We start from the raw sequence: 17,088 nt of genomic DNA on the forward strand, positions 1-17,088 counted from the left end.
GACGTGCTCAGCGCACCGTCGTCGCCGCGGTGTCGGCGTTGCTCCGGATCGACGGGTCGGGCGTCTTCACAGAGAGCGTCGACGCCAGCGCGGTGCCCGTGCCCGTGCTCGTGGCCCTGACCGTGATCCTCTCCGTCACGGTCCTGCCGACCGCGAGACTCGGGCGGTGGAAGATCACGATGCTCCCGACGCGGGTGTACGTCCCCGTCGCGGACACGAACTGCACGCCCGAGGGCAGGATCACCTTCGAGTAGACCGACGTCGCGGTCGCGGGTCCGGCGTTCCTGGTGATCAGCGAGTACGTGAACGTCCCCCCCTTCACCGCGGAGGTCGGAGCCGACAGGTCCACCCGCAGATCGGCCTTCGTGGCGGTCTTCTGCGGCGAGACGGTCACCGTGCTGACGGCCCGCGCGGCGCCGGCGGAGTTCCTCGCCTGCACGGTGAAGGCGAACGTCCCGGCGGTGGTCGGGGTGCCGGTGAGCCGCCCGGAGGCGGCGAGAGCGAGTCCCGGAGGGAGCGTGCCCGCGACCACGGTGACCGTCGGCGCCGGGGATCCGGTGACCGTGTACGTGGAGTCGTAGGCCGTCCCGACGACACCGGCAGCGGCGATTCCGGAGAGGGTCGGCGCGGTGGCGGCGGCCGCGATGGTCACCGTGTCGACCGTCTGGTTCCGGCCGAAGTCGTTCGTCGCGGCGACGGTGAACGTGAAGGTGCCGGCGGCGGTCGGCGTGCCGGTGAGACGCCCGGTCGCGGTGTCGAGGGCGAGACCCGGGGGCAGCTCGGTCAGGGCGACGAACGCGGGCGTCGGGTAGCCGGTCGCGGTGTAGCCGTAGTCGAAGGCGGTGCCCACGGTGCCGTCCGGCGCTGCTCCCTCGATGGTCGGGCCGGCGAAGCCCGGAGTGACCTCCAGCGTCGTGGACATCCGGGCCGATCCGGAGGCGTTCTCGGCGAGGACCGTGAACGTGGAGGTCCCGGCGGCGGTCGGGGTGCCGGTGAGGCGCCCCTCGCTGCTGAGGGTCAGCCCCTGGGGGAGCGATCCGGACGCGAGGGAGACGGTCGGAGCGGGGAATCCGCCGACGGTGTAGGCGAAGTCGTAGGAGGAGCCGATGCGGCCGACGGGGGCTGCTCCCGACAGCGTCGGCTCTGCGGGTGCCTGTGCGACGGTGATCGTGTGCGCGGCGCCGATCGTACGGCCGTAGCGGTTGACCGCGGCGACGGTGAAGGTCGACGGACCGCTCTCGGTCGGGGTCCCCGCGAGCACACCCTGCTGCGAGAGGGCGAGGCCCGCCGGGAGAGCGCCGGAGACGACCGTGTAGGCGTACGTGCTCGGGTCCGCGCCGAACGCGTACGAGTAGTCCTGACCGACCGTCGCGGTCGCGGGAGGCGCATCCGCGCTGAGGGCGGGCCGGGCTCCGAGTGCGATGTTGTGGTAGCCGCCCGCGTCGATTGCGGTGGGGATGCCGAGGCCGCTCGGCTGCACGAGCTGGCCGTCCTCGTTGCTGCCCCAGGCGACGAGGGTGCCGTCCTGCTTCATCGCCAGGCTGTGCCGGGCGCCGCCCGAGACGGCCACGACATCCGTCAGATCGGCGGGGACGGAGATCTGCCCGTACTCGTTGCTGCCCCAGGCGACGACCATGCCGTCGCTCGTCAGCGCGAGACTGTGATCCCAGCCGGCCGAGACCGCGACGACGTCGTCGAGGCCGCTCGGCAGGCCGTCGACCTGAGGAGAGCCGGCCGTGCCCCAGGCGACGACGGTGCCGTCGTCCTTGAGGGCGAGGCTGTGCACGTCGCCGGCGGAGATCGCCGTGACGCCGGTGAGGCCGGCCGGGACGGCGTTGCTGCCCGTCGTGTTCTTGCCCCAGGCCGTGACGGTGCCCCCCTCGCGCAGAGCGAGGCTGAACTGCTCCCCGGCGGAGACCGCGACGGCGTCGTCCAGGTCGGCGGGCGGATCGGTCTCCCCGCGCTCGTTCGACCCCCAGCCGACGACGGTGCCGTCGTTCTGGAGGGCGAGGCTGTGGATCCAGCCGGCGGCCATCGACACGACCGGCTTCAGGTCCGCGGGCACGGCCGTCTGGCCCGACCGGTCGCTGCCCCAGGCGAGGAGGGTGCCGTCGTCCCGCAGAGCGAGGCTGTGGAAGCTCCCGGCTGCGACGGAGACGATCTCGCCCGGGTCGGTCGGGAGTCGCGTCTGGCCGTAGTAGCCCCAGCCCCAGGCCGCGATCCCTCCGGGCTCCACGGTCGCGGGTGCGGCCGGCGCCGCGGCGACGGGGGTGATCCCGGTGATCAGGAGTGCGGCCGCCGCGGTCAGGGCGGTGAGCACCGCGCCGACTCGTGGTGCGGAGGAGGACGGCGGGGGTGTGCGGCGGTGCATGGGGACCGACCGTCACCGGTCGTCGTGCGCGCGGGGCGCTGGTCCGCTCAGTGTCCCGAGCGGGCGCGCCCGCGGGATAGAGCCGCTAGAGGACACGTCCGCTAGCGGACACCCGGGGACACCCGCGGACTCCGCGGACTCCGCCCCGACGGCGCAGGCCGCGAGGCGTCACTCCGGAGCGACGACCACCCGCCCGACGCCCCGCGACACGCACGGCATCACCGCCGACTCCCGCTCCGCAGCCGTCAGCACCAGATCCCGGTGATCCGCCTCCCCGCCGACGAGGCGCAGTCGGCAGGTCCCGCAGGTCCCGCTGCCGCACGAGCTCGGCACGTCGATGCCCGCGTCCTCGAGCGCTGCCAGCATGGTCCGGGCGGCCGGTACCGCGATCTCGGCCCCGGTCGGCTGCCACTCCACAGTGAACGGCGCAGTCAGCCCGCCGAACGCCGGCACCCCCGCGAAGTCCTCCGCGTGCACGCGGCTCGGCCGCCAGTGCATCGTCAGCGCGCGGACCTCGTCCTGCAGCGCCTCCGGCCCGCACACGTAGAGGTGCCGCTCGCCCGGGTCGGCGAGCAGCGACCACCAGTCGACCGGCCCGTGCTCACGGCGGTGGTGGACCGTCAGCGCGGGCAGCGCGGCGGTCAGCTCGTCGAGGTACGGGGCCTGCTCGCGCGAGCGGGCCAGGTACAGCAGCTCCACGTCCGTCGCGCCGCGGTGCCCCAGCTCGATCAGCATCGCCCGGATCGGAGTCACGCCGATCCCCGCCGCGATCAGGAGGTAGGCGGGGGCGTCGACCAGCTCGAAGGAGTTGCGCGGCTCCTCGACCTCGAGTGAGTCGCCCGCCGAGACGGAGTCGACGAGGCTGCGCGAGCCGCCGCGTCCCTCCGCCGAGCGCCGCACCGCGATCGTGAAGCGGCTCCGATCGCGCAGGTCACCGGTGAGGGAGTAGCTGCGCTTCTCGCCCGAGGGCGTCGCGACCGTGACGTGCGCGCCCGGCTCGGCGGCGGGCAGGGCCCCGCCGTCCGCCCGCCGCAGGACGAACTCGCAGACGTCCGCCGTCAGCGTCCGCCGCTCCGCGACGACGAGCCTCACGCCGCCACCACCGCGTCGACCGCCACCGCATCGCCCGGCCGCAGCACTCCGCCCGACAGCACCTCGGCGAACACCCCGACGTTCTCGTGCCCGTAGTTCTCGTGCAGCAGCCGCACCACCGGCACGTCCCTCCGCGCCGTCGTCGGATCGACCTCGGTCGCCGCGCACCGCCCGGTCTCCTCGAGCACGCGCACCCGCACGTCGCCCAGCTGCAGCTCGCGCCCCACCCAGTCGCGCTCGGCCCACGGCTCGAGCCCGTCGAGGTATACGTTCGAGCGGAACCGCAGCGGATCGAGGTCGCGCCCGATGCGCTCGGACAGGTCGCGCACCGACGCGAGCGACACGAGCGAGATCGCGTTCATCAGCCGCGGCCCGTTCTTGGCGTTGTCGGTGAAGTTGTAGCCGTCCTGCTCGGCGAGCACCGGGCGGGCGCCGCCCGGCAGATCCGCGACCCGCGCGTACAGCTCGACGAACGCCTCGCGCCCGTCGGCCGTCGCAAGGTCCGCCTTGAGCACCCGATGGCCCTGCACCGTGACCTCGACCCGCCGCGCGTCGTCGTCGAAGCGGGTGCGCAGCCCCGCGAGCCGCTCGGTGTTCAGCAGCACGAAGTACTCGCGCTTGGGCAGCGGCACGAACGCGTCGGCCCGGTAGGCGCCGTCGGGCTTCGCGAGCGCGAACAGCCGGTCGGCCGGGAACCCGCGACCCGGACGCAGCACCACGCTGTCGAGCCGCTCCGGCGTCAGCCCCTTCACCGGGTAGCGGTAGAGGGAGTGGAGTGTCGTCGGCACCGTGCGAGAGTACCCCGGGGCCCGCGGCAGCCGAGCGGTCCGCCTGTCAGCCCGCGGCCCGCGCCACCCGCTCGGCCAGCAGCGCCGCCCCGGCGTCGTCGAGGTGGTCGAGGGCGTACGACGTCGGCCACAGCCCGCCGTCCTCGTCGAGCGCCGCGTCGACGCTGAAGCCGATCGTCGAGTACCGCGCCTTGTCGACGAGTCCGCTGCGGAAGAACACGATGATGCGCCCCTCCTTCGCCCAGCCCGGCTGCCCGTAGTACAGCTTCGGACGCAGCACCGGCGCCGCCTCCGTCACGAGCGCGTGCAGCCGCTCGGCGAGCGCGCGGTCCGGCTCCGGCATCTCGGCGATCTTCTCCTCCTGCGCCATACGCTCGGCCTCGGCCTTCTCGGCCGCCTTGCCCGCGCGCGCCTCGGCCTTCAGCTCGGCCGCCCGCGCCTTCATCGCCGCCTTCTCCTCCGCCGAGAAGCCCGTGTCGTCGCCCATCGCCGTCCCTCCGTCGTGTGCTGCCACGCTAGGCCGTCGCGCGTCGGCGCCGGAAGGGGACGTCGATGCGCCCGCCGCCGCCCCTTCGTGCGGACACCTCCGGCTCGCAGGAATACGTTCGGCTCGCGGAATCCGGCGATTCCTGCGAGCCGAACGCGATTCGACGAGCCCGAGTTCCGTCGGCCCCGCGAGCGTCGGTTCCCGGAGGGATCTCTGGCGCGCAGAACCACGTTCGGCTCGCGGAATCGGGCCGTTCCTGCGAGCCGAACGCGATTCCACGAGCCGGAGGTCACGGCCGCAGCCCGCCTCGCGTCACTCCACCCGCACCGTGCGCCGCACGTCGACCGCGATCACCGCGCCCGTGATCACCATCGACAGCGCGACCGAGCCCGCCGTGTCGCTCAGCCAGTGGTAGCCGAGGTAGAGCCGGCTCACGATCTGCACGACGATCAGCGTCACCGCCACGGCGATCGCGGTCACGGTGAACCAGCGCCGCTGCAGTCTGCTCGCCAGCAGATAGGTCGTGATCAGGAGGAAGTCCGCCGTGCCGAGCACGTGCCCCGACGGGAACGAGAAGGTGCGGTCGGGCCCGAAGAGCATCTCGGCGACGGGCGGTCGCGGGTGCTGCACGAGCGGAGCGATCACCTGCGCGGCGATCACGCCGGTCGCCATGCCGACCAGCAGCAGCAGCGGCCGCCAGAGGTGCTTGGCCAGGATGATCCAGCCGATCAGCACGACGAGCACCACGATCGGCAGCACGATCGGCCCGAACAGCACGGCCAGCACGATCATGGGCCCGGTGCGGTCGCGCTCGACGCGCGCGTCGAAGAAGTCCTCGACCGGTCCGTCGAGCCGCTCGATCCCGGTCTGCGTGAGCACGCCGAGCAGGATCGCGACGAACGCGACTCCGCCGAGCAGCGTCAGCAGGCCCGCCGTGATCAGGAGGCGGCGCCGGGCGGCCGCGGGGAGCGTGCGCTCCTCGACGACGAACTTCTCGTGCCAGGCCGAGAGCCGGGCCGTCTTCGAGCCGCTCATCGCGTGGTCCGGTCCAGGGAGCACGGGGCGGTGCTGGTGGTCATCGGCGGGCTCCTCGATCGGTGCTCGCGGCGGTGCGGGCACGCCAGTCTGGCGCGCCGCGTCGCTCCGGGGCGAGGCTTGCGCGGCGCGGCCCGGGATGCAGGGGCCGCCGCCGGCTCTCGCGCGATCGAGTGGGCGGGTCCATCCTGGGGCGATGATCGACGAGAAGCAGACCCTGCTCCTGTACCTGCAGGAGGGCCGCGACGCCCTGCTGAGCAAGCTCGAGGGCGTGTCGGAGTACGACGCTCGCCGCCCGCTGGTGCCCACGGGCACCAATCTGCTCGGGCTGGTGAAGCACGTCGCGGGCACCGAGGCGGGCTACCTCGGCCTCGTCTTCGGCCGGCCGTTCCCCGAGCGTCTCGCCTGGATGGAGGACGACTCCGAGCCGAACTCCGACATGTGGGCCACGGCCGAGGAGTCGCGCGAGGAGATCGTGAGCCTCTACCGCCGCGTGCACGCCCACTCCGACGCGGTCGTCGCCGCCCTGCCGCTCGACGCCCCGGGCGTCGTGCCGTGGTGGACGAACCGCGACGTGACCCTGCACCGGATCCTCGTGCACATCGCGGTCGAGACCCACCGGCACGCAGGCCACGCCGACATCGTCCGCGAGCTGATCGACGGCCGGGTCGGACTCCGCCGCGAGGGCGACAACCTGCCGGAGGGCGACGCGGCCTGGTGGGCCGCGCACCGCGCGCGGCTCGAGGCGGTGGCGCGCGCGTCGGAGTGACGGTGCGCGCCGATCCGCCTGCAGAAGTGAGGCTGAGCGCCCGGATCCGTCGATCCACGGCCGCATCCGGCCCCTCAGCCTTGCTTCTGCGGGAGAAGCGCTCCCCGTCGCGCGACCGGACCGATGCGCAGAGGAGCCTTCAGCGCGCTCCGTCAAGGGGTGGGTCCGCCGGTGGCGGCGTCCTACCGTCGGAGAAGACGGGTGCGGGGATCCCGCACGGCGCACGACCGGGAGGACACCATGCAGAAGCTCTACTACGCCAGCGGATACGTGCTCCTCGGCGACACCATCTGCACGGCGGTCGTGGAGTACGCGCAGGCTCTGGCCAACGTCGGCAAGTCCGACCTCGTCGTCGTGCCGTCGCTGTCGGACGAGGGCATGCTCGGCGAGACCCGGCTGCTGCTGGGCCCGGCGAGCCAGCTCTTCGCGAGCCCCGCGCTCGACCGCGGCGTCGACCTCGACGACCCCGACGCGGTGGAGTCGATGCGCGAGAAGACCCGCCGCCTGCAGCCCGCGCGGCCGCAGGCGCAGCCGGCCGAGATCGACGACGACGACTTCCTCTAGGGCCTGGTGGACACGAGACCGTGTTCACCGGTTCGAGGGCCTACTTCTCGAGTGTCGTGCTCGGGCTCTCGCCGAAGCGATGCGCGTACGACGCCGAGAAGCGGCCCAGGTGCGCGAACCCCCAGCGGTGCGCGACCTCGGTGACCGTGACGGTGCCGGAGTCGCTCCCGCGCAGCTCCTTCTGCACCGCGTCGAGGCGGATCCGCCGCAGGTAGTCCAGCGCGGTCATGTCGAACTCGCGGCGGAACTCGCTCTGCAGGGTGCGCAGGCTCATGTCGGCCGCCTGCGCGATCTCCTCCGTGCGGATCGGCAGGTGCGCGTTCTCGTACATGTACTCGACGGCGGTGCGGAGCCGTCCGCTGCGCGGCACGAGGAGGTCGGTCTGCGCGGTGAGGACCGCGTGGGGGAACGTCTCGAGCAGCGCGATCGCCGCCGCGCGATTCGCTTCGCTGCGCAGGAGCGGCGTGCTCTCGTCGGAGTAGATGACGCGCGCGATCGCCGCGACGGTCGCCGACCAGCGCCGCAGCGTCTCCCCGGTCGGGCGCGCGGTGGAGTCGAAGAGCAGCGGTCCGCCCTCGACGCCCTCGACGTCCTGGGCGACGCCCTCGAGGTAGGCGCCGTCGAAGTGGATGAGGTTCTGCCGGTAGTCGTGGAACTCGAAGGCGGTCGGCCGGCCGTTCACGAACATCGCGGGCTGCCCGAGCTGCAGCGCGACCGGATCACCGTCGATGTCGGTGACGCCGGTGCCGGCGGTCAGCCACGAGACGACGTACTCGCCCTCGGTCTGGATGCGGCCCTGCACGGTGCCGCCGAAGTAGCTGCCCCGGAGCGTCACCTCGGAGTCGCCCACGGACGTGTAGCGGTACGCGAAGTCCTCGCCGGGTTCGACGGCGAAGCGGTGGCCGTTGTAGGCCCCCTCGAACATCAGGCGGGCCTCGTCGATGTCGTGGCCGCTGATGTCGGAGCGGACGACGTCGGGGGAGGAGTCGTTCATCCCGAGGAGCGTCCCACGCGGGAGGGCCCCGCGTCGATGCGGAGGAGGGCGCAGTTCGTTAAGCGGATAAACGATTCAGGGGCCCGTACGCCCGGGTCATCGCGTGCACCGTCGCACTGCGGAACTCCGAGAGCAGGACGACCGAGTGCCGGTGGCGTCCCTGCACGGCGAGCGAGAAGGCGTCGCCCGAGGCGGAGTCCCACCATGCGTCGACTTCGTCCGCCGGGATCCGGACCGTGCCGTCGTCCTCGCTGAGGACGAGGGCGTCGGGGAGGACGAGGAGCGTGCCGGTCACTCCGTGCACGCGAGAGGAGCAGGTGAAGACCGAGTGCGGATCCTCGCGGCCGGCGAGACCCAGGAAGTCGGTGATCTCGACGGTGGGCGCATCGAATGCTGTGCCGGTCATCGTGCTCCCCCTTCTCGAGGCGTCCCCCGGGTCGTTCTCGACGTCACCGGAGGAGGTCATCGTGGCTCAGGCCGCGTTCGTCAGGCCGACGCTCTCGGGCTGCGGTGCGGGCTCCGGGATGACGCGCAGGCCGCGGCCGCTGTTGGCCTCCTCCATCAGCGAGCGGACCCACGTGGGGTTGATCGCGGGCATGCGGCTCCCGTTGAACGAGAACTGCAGCGGGATGGCGGGGTGCAGCCAGAGCGTCTGCCGTCCGGTGCCGTGGGTGTTCGACGCCTCGATCTGGAACGCGAACGCCTCGTTGCGGCGGAACTTGTTGATCATGACGATCTGCAGGTGCGCGAGGGCGCGGTCGTCGATGTCGTGGGCGGTGGCGGGAGTGCCGTAGAGGAGGGAACCCATGTGCGGAGTCCGTTCTGTGTGATCGCCGCGGTGTCGGCCGCGACTCGTGCGGGGCGTCCCGACGGATCCGTCGGGGGTGTGGAGTTCGGGGGGCGGTGCCGGCTCGAGGGAGCGGCGTCCGTTCGTCTCCCGGGTTCCGGAGTGCGGAGTCGCGGGGCGGTGGCAGGTCGACGGGGATCGCTCGTCCCGCCGTGACACCAAAGTAGGGGAGGGGCAGGGGGGCGGTCCCGGTTCCTATCCGCTTTGCGAAACGCGCCACCCGGGCTCGGTGCGGGCTCGCGTGCGGCGGCCCTGCGGCGGCTCAGCTCGGGCGTCGGACCGTGACCGCGAACCAGGTGACGACGGCGGCGAGGCCGAGCAGCGCCAGGGCGGTGAGGTCCCAGCCGGTGTGCTCGACGAAGAGCAGGTCGCCCGAGTTCGCGCCGCGGTGCTCGCAGCGGACGCCGAGCGGCCACCACGACCATCCACCGCTGACGACGTCGCCGGTCGGCCCGCGGTAGGGGAAATCCTCGACGCAGACGTCCCGCCAGCCGCGTCGGCCCGACGCGTAGACGCTGAAGAAGGCGACGACGATGCAGACGAGGCCGATGATCAGCAAGGCCCCCGGTACCGGGTCCCGACGTCCGCGTCCGTTCATCCGCCCATCCTGGTGCACCGCCGACGCCCGCTCGGACCCGGCGACCGCGTCAGAACGCGTAGCGGACGCGGCAGTAGGGCAGCTGCTGATGCAGCAGCGCGAGGAAGCGGTCGAGCGCGGCGCGCTTGAGGTCGCGGCGGTAGCGGATGTTCACCGCCCCGTTCTCGGAGACCTTCGACTCCTGCACGCCCGGGGTCCAGAGCAGCTCCTCGGCCTTCGGGTGCCAGCCCGTGTTCACCTCGTGCAGCCGCTCGTTGTGGGTGAGCAGGATCACCTCGGCGGCGAGCTGCGCCTTCGCCCGCGGGTGCAGCGCCGCGTCGAGCTGCTGGAAGAGCTCGGCCCAGTCGCGCTGCCAGGTGGGGGTGAGGATCACGGGCGAGAAGTTGACGTGCACCTCGTAGCCGGCGTCGACGAAGTCGTTGATCGCGGCGATCCGCTCGGCGATCGGCGAGGTGCGGATGTCGGTGACCTTGGCCGTCTCGGCGGGCATCAGCGAGAAGCGGATGCGCGTGCGGCCGAGCGGATCCCACTCGAGGAGGTCGCGGTTGACGTACTTCGTCGCGAACGAGGCCTTGGCGGTCGGGGACATGCGGAACAGCTCGCAGAGGTCGCGCACGTTCTCGCTGAGCATCGCGTCGACCGAGCAGTCGCTGTTCTCGCCGATGTCGTAGACCCACGAGTCGGGGTCGCACTGGTTGCCCTCGGTCTTGGGGCCCTGCTTGGCGATGTGGCGGGCGAGGTGTCGCTGGATCTGCTCGATGTTGGTGAAGACGGTGACGGGATTGCTGTAGCCCTTCCTCCGCGGCACGTAGCAGTAGACGCACGCCATCGCGCAGCCGTTGGCGTGCGACGGCGCGATGAAGTCGGCGGAGCGTCCGTTCGGACGCGTGACCAGCGACTTCTTGACACCCAGCACGAGCGCCTCGGTCTTGATCCGCACCCAGCGCGCCACGTTGGTCTCGTCGCCGTGCACCTCGGGGATCATCCAGTGAGACTCGACCGGCACGATCTCGGCGCCGGGCCAGCGCGCGACGATCTCCTGCCCGCGCGGCTGCTCGAGCGCCGCCGGCTCGGCGTAGATGCGCCGCACGTCGAGCAGCGTGCGTTCCCGGGTGGCGGACATGAGTCCGTTCTACCGGCGACCTCCGACATCGGCGCCGGGAGTTCGGGATGCGTCCCACCTGTCGTCACGCGGTTCGCTCAATCCTGTCTTCGTTGCAGGACTCCGGCCAGGGCTGCGACGACGATCGCCGCCAGCAACCATCCCAGTATCGACATGAAAGCGGTCAGGTACTGGGCCCAGCCGAAGGGCGTGAATGCGTCGGCCTGCCCCAGTGAGACGACGGGGAAGAGGAGATCGACTGCGAGAAGCAGGGTGTTCAGCTGGGGCGTCGGGCTTGCCGACTCGTCCGGTCTCAGGAGTTCGGCGTCACTCGCCCGCTGCAAGCAGAAAGCGCCGACGGCGATCATTCCCAGTAGCCAGATCACAGCGCGGCGTAATCGGAAGCCGTAACCGACCGTAACCCGCATGATCGCGCTGAGTGCCGCCGAGAACGCCGCATCGAATCCTTTCTTGCCCGCGTTGCTGTCGCGTCTTCCTGCCATCAGGACCTCTGTGGCGAAGCTTTCTCGACCCACGTTCCGATAAGCGGTAGCGACGGCGGCGTACTTCTGAGGATGAAAGCGGTCGTCCAGTCTGATCCAATCAAGTCTCGCTGCCACGTCTTTGGCGCTTGCCCCGATCTTGTCTTCGTCGCCCTCGAGACGGCGAAAAGATGCCCCGATGAGCGCCGCGGAGGGAGGCCAAGAGGATCGCGTGTCGCGATAGGTCTCCATAGAGACGTTCGTGAGATCGAGTGTTCCTGTGATGCTGGCGAAATGAGCATGTACTGCGCCTGATACTGTCGAGCCATCCAAGTCCAGGCTCCTTTTGTCTGCGTCTACAAAGGTGGCGCTCGTGCAGTCCAAAACCCGAAGCTGAGCCCCGGCGATCTTCACCTCACCCCTGATGGTCGCATCGGTGAAATCAACTGCCCCGAGCGTTGTCGAAGAGGCATCGATGGCCCGCGCCCTAGGAGCGTTCACCTGCGCGCGGTGGAAAGCCAGCTCTCCTTCCGACGTGAGACCGACCAACCAGATCCCCCCGTCGACGATCGCGTCCTGCAATTGAATGCCACCTCGAACGACGGCTGAGTCGATCTCCAGGGTGTACTCATCGGCACTCTTGGCGCGAAGGTCTGTCATGTCCAGTTGCCCTCCGATGGAGGCCCCTATCGCTTGGATCTGCCCGTCGATCCTCGCGTGCTCGAGGGATACCAGACCGTCCACGCTCAAATAGTTCGCGTTGATGGCTTTGCCGTCGCCGTTGACGAATGAGCTGCGTCCGGCTTCGAGTCTTGCTAGCCGAGCACCGAAGAGATTCGCTTGCCCGATGCACGTGAAGCCCTCCGCCAAGTTCATCGTGCCAGTGAGCACGAGATGTCTTGCGCGAAGGCCAGGGACCACCGAACTGCGAAGGCTGATGCTGGAACCTTCGGATTTTGAGAGGATGAGAGGCTTCTCGAAAGAGCAGTCTTCGAGTGACAGTGGGCACGGTATCGAGAGGCTGCCAAGGTTGAGTGAGCCGGTGATTCGGGCTCCTCTCACGCGGAGAGCCACCGGCGACGACTCTCCGAGTCGTTCGGGCGAGCAGAGAAGGAGGCGCAACACTTCGGCGCGAACGCGACGCGAGTGCGAAGGCGGCTTCCGCAGGTCCAGCACGTGTCCCCCACGACCGGCCTCGACGATCGCACGTTCGGAATCAGTCAGCACAAGCGCGGAATCGTGAGCCATGGTCAAGGTGTAGCACGCGTGCACTGCGGCGTCTCGCCTGTCGACATGAGATGAAGCGACTTCCGTGGACGGGACGATCTTGACGTCGTCCTTCTCTGCGGGGTACTTCTGCCTACAGGGGTTGCGTAGTAGCGTCCGGCGAGACTTTGAGCCCTTCGTTGCGTGTGCCGCCCGCCGCTGCACCTGGGGCGTTATCGCAGTCTCGGGCAACTCTCGAGGCCAGCTCGGCCCGCGTCGCGCAGGATGGGGGCATGGACTCGACCGCCGACTGGTACCGCCGGGCCGCCCGCGAGCTCGCGCAGACGTCCGAGCTGCAGGTGGGCTGGGCCCTCGAGGTCGCCGCGCGCGACGACCTGCTCGCGCTCATCGACGAGCTGCCGCGCGCGCACCGCCAGCCCTCGCTCCTCTTCTCGGTCGCCCGGTACCTGGGCGCGCCGACGGAGGCGTTCGCCGACTGGCTCGTCGCCGAGTGGCCGCGCGTCGCACCGGTCGCAGCCGAGCGCCTCACCCAGACGAACGAGGCGCTGCGGTGCGCGCCGCTGGTCGCCGCCCTCGAGCGGATCACCGAGCCGGACGAGCCGATCGCGCTGATCGAGATCGGCGCCTCCGCGGGTCTCTGCCTCGCTCCGGAGCGCTACTCCTACGCCTTCGCGACCGGCGAGAGCATCGTGCGCCTGGGCTCGGGCGGCCCGCTGCTCGAGTGCACCGTGACCGGCGGATCCGCGCCCGCGCGGCTGCCGCTCGTGGCGTGGCGCCGCGGACTCGACCTGCGGCCCCTCGATGTGCGCTCGGCCGACGACCGCGCGTGGCTCGAGGCGCTGCTGCCGCCGGACCGGCCGGAGCGGACCGCGCGCCTGCGCGAGGCCGTCGCGGTGCTGCGGGAGGATCCTCCGCCGATCGTCGCCGGCGACGCCGCCGACGCGTTGCCCGTCCTGCTCGCGGAGGTGCCGCGGGGGATGCGGGCCGTCGTCGTCTCGCTCGGCACGCTGGTCTACCTCCCGCGTCCGGCCCGCGAGCGCGTGCTCGACGCGGTCGCGGCGCGCGGGGCGAGCCTCGTCACCCTCGAGGCGGAGTCGCTGCTCGCGCACCTCGTCGCACCCCGCGCCGCTCTCACCGCTCCCGAGCCGACGCCGTTCCTGCTCGCCGCCGACGGCGTCCCGCTCGCGTGCGCCACCCCGCACGGCGGCCGCCTGTCCTGGCTGACCTGACCGCGGCGCGACCCTTCCGCACGAGCGCCCCCGGCGTCCCCCCGACCGTCGTTCTCCGGCGGGTGGGTCTCGATACGCCCCTTCGGGGCTACTCGACCAGCAAGAGCTTCTGCTGATCGAGTAGGGCGCGCAGCGGCCGTATCGAGATCCGCGGTGTCTCGGAGTCGGTGGGTCTCGAGACGCCCCTGCGGGGCTGCTCGACCAGCAGGGGTCCGCTACAGCGCGTCGACGAACATCTGCGTCGCCTGCGGCACGTACGACGCGTTCGTCGCGGGGTCCCAGCCGACCAGCGCGACGACGTTCCCGCCGACCCGCGCCGTGATCCCGACCAGCGTGAACGGGCTCGAACCCACCGCGCCGGTGACGGTCCAGCCGACCGACTCGTCGGTCCCGGTCGTCGCCGGCACCGTCTGCGCGACCGTCGTCTGCACCGGCACACCCTCCATCGCGAACAGCGCCGAGCCGCTCGCGCAGCGCTCGAGGGCGCCCTTCGCGTCGGCCACCAGGGCGGAGGCGGCGGTCGGGTCGGCCGCGCTCGCCACGACCGACGTCATCGAGCGGTCGTTGCTCGTGCCGTACTGCACGGTCGAGCCCGGCGACGCCGTGTCCCAGCCCAGCCCGAAGGGCGAGAGGCAGCTCGCGTCCGTCGCGGTCAGCCCCGGGTAGATCGAGTCGAGCATCTCCTGGATGCTCGCGTACTGGTCCGGGACGAACTGGATGCCGGTGAACACGGCTGCCAGCTCGGGCTCGCCCAGCTGAGCGGTGGCCGCCGGGGCCGCGGGGGCGGCGGCCGTCGGCGTGAGGGTCGGGATGGGCTTCGGCGTGCTGACCTCGCCCACCGTCCCGCCTCCGCCCGCGCATCCGGTCAGTGCGAGCAGCAGTGCTCCTGCCAGTGCGATCCCTGCGGTCGTCCGCCTCATCGTGTCCCCCGATCACTCCGCCACGGCCTGTCGCCGGGCGCGTCACCTCGACGCTAACAGCAGCCGCCCGCCCGGACGGAGTCGTCCGGGCGGGCGGTCGGCCCCCGTCCCGGTCACGCGCGCGGGATGACCATCGAGACGCTCGCGCGCGAGCCGCCCGAGACGGCCGTGACCGTGCCGGTACCCGCGGCGATCGAGCTCTTGCCCGTGCGGAACACCTTGGTCACCGTGGCGCCCGGGGCGACCGCGGCCGAGGACGCCGTCCCGTAGGGCGTCGCGACGGTCAGATCGGCGGCCGCGCGGCCGGTGTTCGTCGCCGTCACCGTGACGACGACCTTCCCGAGGATCACCCGCGAGGTCGCCTTCGCCGTGACGGAGGCACCGGGCACGACGCTCGCTCCGGCCAGCGCCGTCGTCACCCCGTCGACGCGCGCGGTGATCGAGACGGTGCCGGCGGTGGAGCCGGTGCGGATCCGGGGGAGCGCGGCGACGCCGTCGGCGCCGGAGAGCACCGCGGCGGTCGTCGCTCCGCTCTCGAAGGCCGCCGGCCCGGTGATCGCGAAGCCGACCGAGCGGCCCGCGAGGGCGCGACCGGAGGAGTCGCGCACCAGCACGGACTGCGCGAGGTCGCGCGTCGTCGCGGTCGGCACGCTCTGCAGCGTCCCGCGCGCCTCTGCCGAGGCCGCGAGGGCGATGCCGTTGACCTCGATCTCGGCCACGCCCGTGGATCCGCCGTACTCGCCGGCGCCCCACGCCGTGAACACGAGCCGCAGCGCCGTCGTGGTCACCGGAGCGAACGCCGCGCGATTCAGCACGTCGCGCTCGCGGCCGGGAGCCGCTCCGCTGACGGGAGTCCAGACGTCGCCGACCAGGTGCTCGACCCGCCACGACCGCGCGGGGATCAGACCGCGTCCGTCGGCGTCGGCCGCGTCGCTCGCGAAGAGCACCGAGGCGCTGTCGACGGTCACGGCGCTCGGCCAGCGCAGCTCGACGTACTGCTCTCCGACCCGCGGCCACGAGCCCCAGATCGTCGAGGCGGCGCCGTCGGCGACCGCTCCGACCGAGGTCCACGGCGAGGTGTACGAGGCGCTCGTCGACGAGGCGAGCGGAGCGATGTCGCCGACGTAGTCGGTGCACGGAACCGTCACCGTGACCGTCGCGCGCCGGGTCAGCGCGTCGATCCGGTCGACCCGCACCGACATGCCGGAGTTGAGCACTGCGCTCTCGCCGGCCGGCACGAACTCGTTCGCCTCGCTCGCGTCACCCGGACGCTCGAGCAGGTCGCCGGCGTACGGCTGGCCCGGGTTGGAGCGCAGGATCTGCACGCCCGAGACGTCGCGGCGCACCTGGAAGGGGCTCGTGTACGCGCCGCCGTCGGACGTCGTGTCGGCGCGGTCGTTGTACTGCGCCCAGTAGCGGATGCCCGCGTCCTGCGGGTCGTTCCAGGTCAGCGCGCGCCGGCCGGCGGGTCCGGCTCCGAGGGTGTCGAGGGTGGTGGTGCGGGGTGCGCCGCAGACGGGCTGGCGGGTGTTCGGCAGCGTGCCCAGGCGCGCCAGCGACGGGGACGACAGCGGCAGGAACGACCAGGAGTCGCCCATCACGTCCGTCCGGTTGCCGTACTCCTCGCGGCGGCAGTCCGCGGGCAGCGGGGTGGAGGCGTAGTCGCGGGTCGTCGCGCAGTTCACGCTGTAGGCGTGCGGCAGCGAGAGATTGTGGCCGAGCTCGTGCGCGAGGAAGTACGCGTCCGGTCCGGGCTGGAACGCGCGTCCGCCGTCGTCGGGATCGCCGGGCTGCTCGCCGTTGGCCCAGTTCGGGCACGGGTCGCCCTCGGGCACCATGGCCACCAGGTGCTTGCCCGGTCCGCGCTGCCAGCCGGTCCTCTGAGCGATCCAGTCCTGCAGCCCGCCCGTGTTCGTGCAGCCGATCGGCTGGTCGACGACCTGCCAGTCGACGACCTGGTCGAGCTCGAAGCGGATCGCCCCACCGGTCTCGCGGGAGTAGAACCGGTCGACCAGCTCGAGGGAGCGGACGGCGTCGGCGGTCGTGTACCCGCCCGGGACGGTGCCCTGCGGAGCGACGAGCGCGATCGTCACCCGGTGCGTCTGCACCTGGGCGCGCGCCGGGATGTCGACGTCGATGAAGTCGGCGTCGAGGGCGAGGGCGGCCTGCTGCGTCGTCGCGTCCGCCTCCGGCTCGATCACGGTGGGCTCGGCGTCCGGAGCCGCGACGGGGCGGTCGGGCGCGGGAGCGGCAGGAGCGGGAGCGGGAGCGGGGCCACCGGAGCGGCCGCCGCCGGAGCCGCGGCGGATCCCCCGGCGACGAGGCCGGAGGCCAGCAGCAGTCCGGTGAGCGCTCCGGGGAGCAGGGCGTGTCGTCGTCGCATGGTCGTCCTCCGGGTCGGTCCTCGCTGAGTGCCCTGAGCGGCAGTGGCGGAGGCACGAGCTCCCGCCGACCTCCTCGCCGCTGAGGAGTCGGCTGACGTTACCGTGAACATCCGCGCAGGAACGGGCGGATGTCCCTCCGCGGCGGCCCCTTTCCGGGTGGGGTCCAGAAATGCAGAAGGCCGGGGGCGCACCCCCGACC

Annotated in this window: 17 protein-coding genes; 3 read left to right on the forward strand and 14 right to left on the reverse strand. The window is 71.9% G+C overall.

Translation table 11 applies throughout. The features are described from left to right. Positions 1–7: 7 nt before the first annotated feature. The 5 genes from C1I63_RS06225 to C1I63_RS06245 form a co-directional block, all read right to left on the reverse strand. A complete protein-coding gene (locus C1I63_RS06225; protein WP_107574179.1) occupies positions 8–2,371 on the reverse strand; it encodes a putative Ig domain-containing protein in 2,364 nt (787 codons plus the stop codon). A gap of 168 nt (positions 2,372–2,539) precedes the next feature. Further along, positions 2,540–3,463, reverse strand: a complete 924-nt coding sequence (locus C1I63_RS06230; protein WP_107574180.1) for a PDR/VanB family oxidoreductase — start codon at positions 3,461–3,463, stop codon at positions 2,540–2,542. Continuing rightward, complete coding sequence (locus tag C1I63_RS06235) at positions 3,460–4,251, reverse strand: MOSC domain-containing protein (RefSeq protein ID WP_107574181.1); 792 nt, start codon at positions 4,249–4,251, stop codon at positions 3,460–3,462. The genes C1I63_RS06230 and C1I63_RS06235 overlap by 4 nt, the downstream gene beginning before the upstream one ends. A 46-nt stretch (positions 4,252–4,297) precedes the next feature. Further along, positions 4,298–4,738 carry a DUF1801 domain-containing protein gene (locus C1I63_RS06240; RefSeq protein ID WP_107574182.1) on the reverse strand — a complete coding sequence of 147 codons (441 nt, stop codon included), beginning with the start codon at positions 4,736–4,738 and terminating at the stop codon, positions 4,298–4,300. Positions 4,739–5,050: 312 nt separating this feature from the next. Then, positions 5,051–5,773 (reverse strand): phosphatase PAP2 family protein, encoded by a 723-nt coding sequence (locus C1I63_RS06245; protein ID WP_107574183.1) that lies wholly within the window; start codon positions 5,771–5,773, stop codon positions 5,051–5,053. Positions 5,774–5,969: 196 nt separating this feature from the next. Between C1I63_RS06245 and C1I63_RS06250 the strand changes: the two genes are divergently transcribed. After that, positions 5,970–6,542 carry a DinB family protein gene (locus C1I63_RS06250; RefSeq protein ID WP_107574184.1) on the forward strand — a complete coding sequence of 191 codons (573 nt, stop codon included), beginning with the start codon at positions 5,970–5,972 and terminating at the stop codon, positions 6,540–6,542. Between the two features lie 201 nt (positions 6,543–6,743). After that, complete coding sequence (locus tag C1I63_RS06255) at positions 6,744–7,106, forward strand: hypothetical protein (protein WP_107574185.1); 363 nt, start codon at positions 6,744–6,746, stop codon at positions 7,104–7,106. Between the two features lie 40 nt (positions 7,107–7,146). Here C1I63_RS06255 and C1I63_RS06260 read toward each other — a convergent pair whose 3' ends face one another. The 6 genes from C1I63_RS06260 to C1I63_RS06285 form a co-directional block, all read right to left on the reverse strand. Next, positions 7,147–8,100 (reverse strand): helix-turn-helix transcriptional regulator, encoded by a 954-nt coding sequence (locus C1I63_RS06260; RefSeq protein WP_107574186.1) that lies wholly within the window; start codon positions 8,098–8,100, stop codon positions 7,147–7,149. Positions 8,101–8,158: 58 nt separating this feature from the next. Beyond that, positions 8,159–8,506: a hypothetical protein gene (locus C1I63_RS06265; RefSeq protein ID WP_146168381.1), complete on the reverse strand. Its 348-nt coding sequence runs from the start codon at positions 8,504–8,506 to the stop codon at positions 8,159–8,161. Between the two features lie 66 nt (positions 8,507–8,572). Continuing rightward, a complete protein-coding gene (locus C1I63_RS06270) occupies positions 8,573–8,908 on the reverse strand; it encodes a DUF7882 family protein (RefSeq protein ID WP_055785367.1) in 336 nt (111 codons plus the stop codon). Between the two features lie 301 nt (positions 8,909–9,209). Next, a complete protein-coding gene (locus C1I63_RS06275) occupies positions 9,210–9,545 on the reverse strand; it encodes a hypothetical protein (protein ID WP_107574188.1) in 336 nt (111 codons plus the stop codon). Positions 9,546–9,594: 49 nt separating this feature from the next. Then, positions 9,595–10,668, reverse strand: a complete 1,074-nt coding sequence (locus C1I63_RS06280) for a spore photoproduct lyase family protein (RefSeq protein WP_055785370.1) — start codon at positions 10,666–10,668, stop codon at positions 9,595–9,597. A 77-nt stretch (positions 10,669–10,745) separates the two neighbouring features. Further along, positions 10,746–12,377, reverse strand: a complete 1,632-nt coding sequence (locus tag C1I63_RS06285) for a translocation/assembly module TamB domain-containing protein (protein ID WP_146168382.1) — start codon at positions 12,375–12,377, stop codon at positions 10,746–10,748. Between the two features lie 251 nt (positions 12,378–12,628). Between C1I63_RS06285 and C1I63_RS06290 the strand changes: the two genes are divergently transcribed. Then, positions 12,629–13,585 carry a DUF2332 domain-containing protein gene (locus C1I63_RS06290; RefSeq protein WP_107574190.1) on the forward strand — a complete coding sequence of 319 codons (957 nt, stop codon included), beginning with the start codon at positions 12,629–12,631 and terminating at the stop codon, positions 13,583–13,585. Positions 13,586–13,800: 215 nt separating this feature from the next. On the opposite strand, the gene C1I63_RS06295 is transcribed toward C1I63_RS06290, so the two are convergent. The 3 genes from C1I63_RS06295 to C1I63_RS06305 all read right to left on the reverse strand — a co-directional run bounded on the left by C1I63_RS06295 (position 13,801) and on the right by C1I63_RS06305 (position 16,888). After that, positions 13,801–14,505: a hypothetical protein gene (locus tag C1I63_RS06295; protein WP_146168383.1), complete on the reverse strand. Its 705-nt coding sequence runs from the start codon at positions 14,503–14,505 to the stop codon at positions 13,801–13,803. 113 nt (positions 14,506–14,618) lie between these two features. After that, positions 14,619–16,706, reverse strand: coding sequence for an Ig-like domain-containing protein (locus tag C1I63_RS06300; RefSeq protein WP_107574192.1), 2,088 nt, complete (start codon positions 16,704–16,706; stop codon positions 14,619–14,621). Further along, positions 16,703–16,888 (reverse strand): hypothetical protein, encoded by a 186-nt coding sequence (locus C1I63_RS06305; protein ID WP_107574193.1) that lies wholly within the window; start codon positions 16,886–16,888, stop codon positions 16,703–16,705. The genes C1I63_RS06300 and C1I63_RS06305 overlap by 4 nt, the downstream gene beginning before the upstream one ends. Positions 16,889–17,088: the final 200 nt, after the last annotated feature.

Origin of the sequence: Rathayibacter caricis DSM 15933 (assembly GCF_003044275.1) — a bacterium.
GTDB classification, from domain to species: Bacteria; Actinomycetota; Actinomycetes; order Actinomycetales; family Microbacteriaceae; genus Rathayibacter; species Rathayibacter caricis.

Bases quoted from the DNA above. Each gene is read 5' to 3' on its own strand.
- C1I63_RS06225 (WP_107574179.1), bottom strand. From the start codon at position 2,371: ATGCACCGCCGCACACCCCCGCCGTCCTCCTCCGCACCACGAGTCGGC.
- C1I63_RS06240 (WP_107574182.1), bottom strand. From the start codon at position 4,738: ATGGGCGACGACACGGGCTTCTCGGCGGAGGAGAAGGCGGCGATGAAG.
- C1I63_RS06245 (WP_107574183.1), bottom strand. From the start codon at position 5,773: ATGAGCGGCTCGAAGACGGCCCGGCTCTCGGCCTGGCACGAGAAGTTC.
- C1I63_RS06250 (WP_107574184.1), top strand. From the start codon at position 5,970: ATGATCGACGAGAAGCAGACCCTGCTCCTGTACCTGCAGGAGGGCCGC.
- C1I63_RS06260 (WP_107574186.1), bottom strand. From the start codon at position 8,100: ATGAACGACTCCTCCCCCGACGTCGTCCGCTCCGACATCAGCGGCCAC.
- C1I63_RS06265 (WP_146168381.1), bottom strand. From the start codon at position 8,506: ATGACCGGCACAGCATTCGATGCGCCCACCGTCGAGATCACCGACTTC.
- C1I63_RS06270 (WP_055785367.1), bottom strand. From the start codon at position 8,908: ATGGGTTCCCTCCTCTACGGCACTCCCGCCACCGCCCACGACATCGAC.
- C1I63_RS06275 (WP_107574188.1), bottom strand. From the start codon at position 9,545: ATGAACGGACGCGGACGTCGGGACCCGGTACCGGGGGCCTTGCTGATC.
- C1I63_RS06280 (WP_055785370.1), bottom strand. From the start codon at position 10,668: ATGTCCGCCACCCGGGAACGCACGCTGCTCGACGTGCGGCGCATCTAC.
- C1I63_RS06285 (WP_146168382.1), bottom strand. From the start codon at position 12,377: ATGGCTCACGATTCCGCGCTTGTGCTGACTGATTCCGAACGTGCGATC.
- C1I63_RS06290 (WP_107574190.1), top strand. From the start codon at position 12,629: ATGGACTCGACCGCCGACTGGTACCGCCGGGCCGCCCGCGAGCTCGCG.
- C1I63_RS06295 (WP_146168383.1), bottom strand. From the start codon at position 14,505: ATGAGGCGGACGACCGCAGGGATCGCACTGGCAGGAGCACTGCTGCTC.
- C1I63_RS06305 (WP_107574193.1), bottom strand. From the start codon at position 16,888: ATGCGACGACGACACGCCCTGCTCCCCGGAGCGCTCACCGGACTGCTG.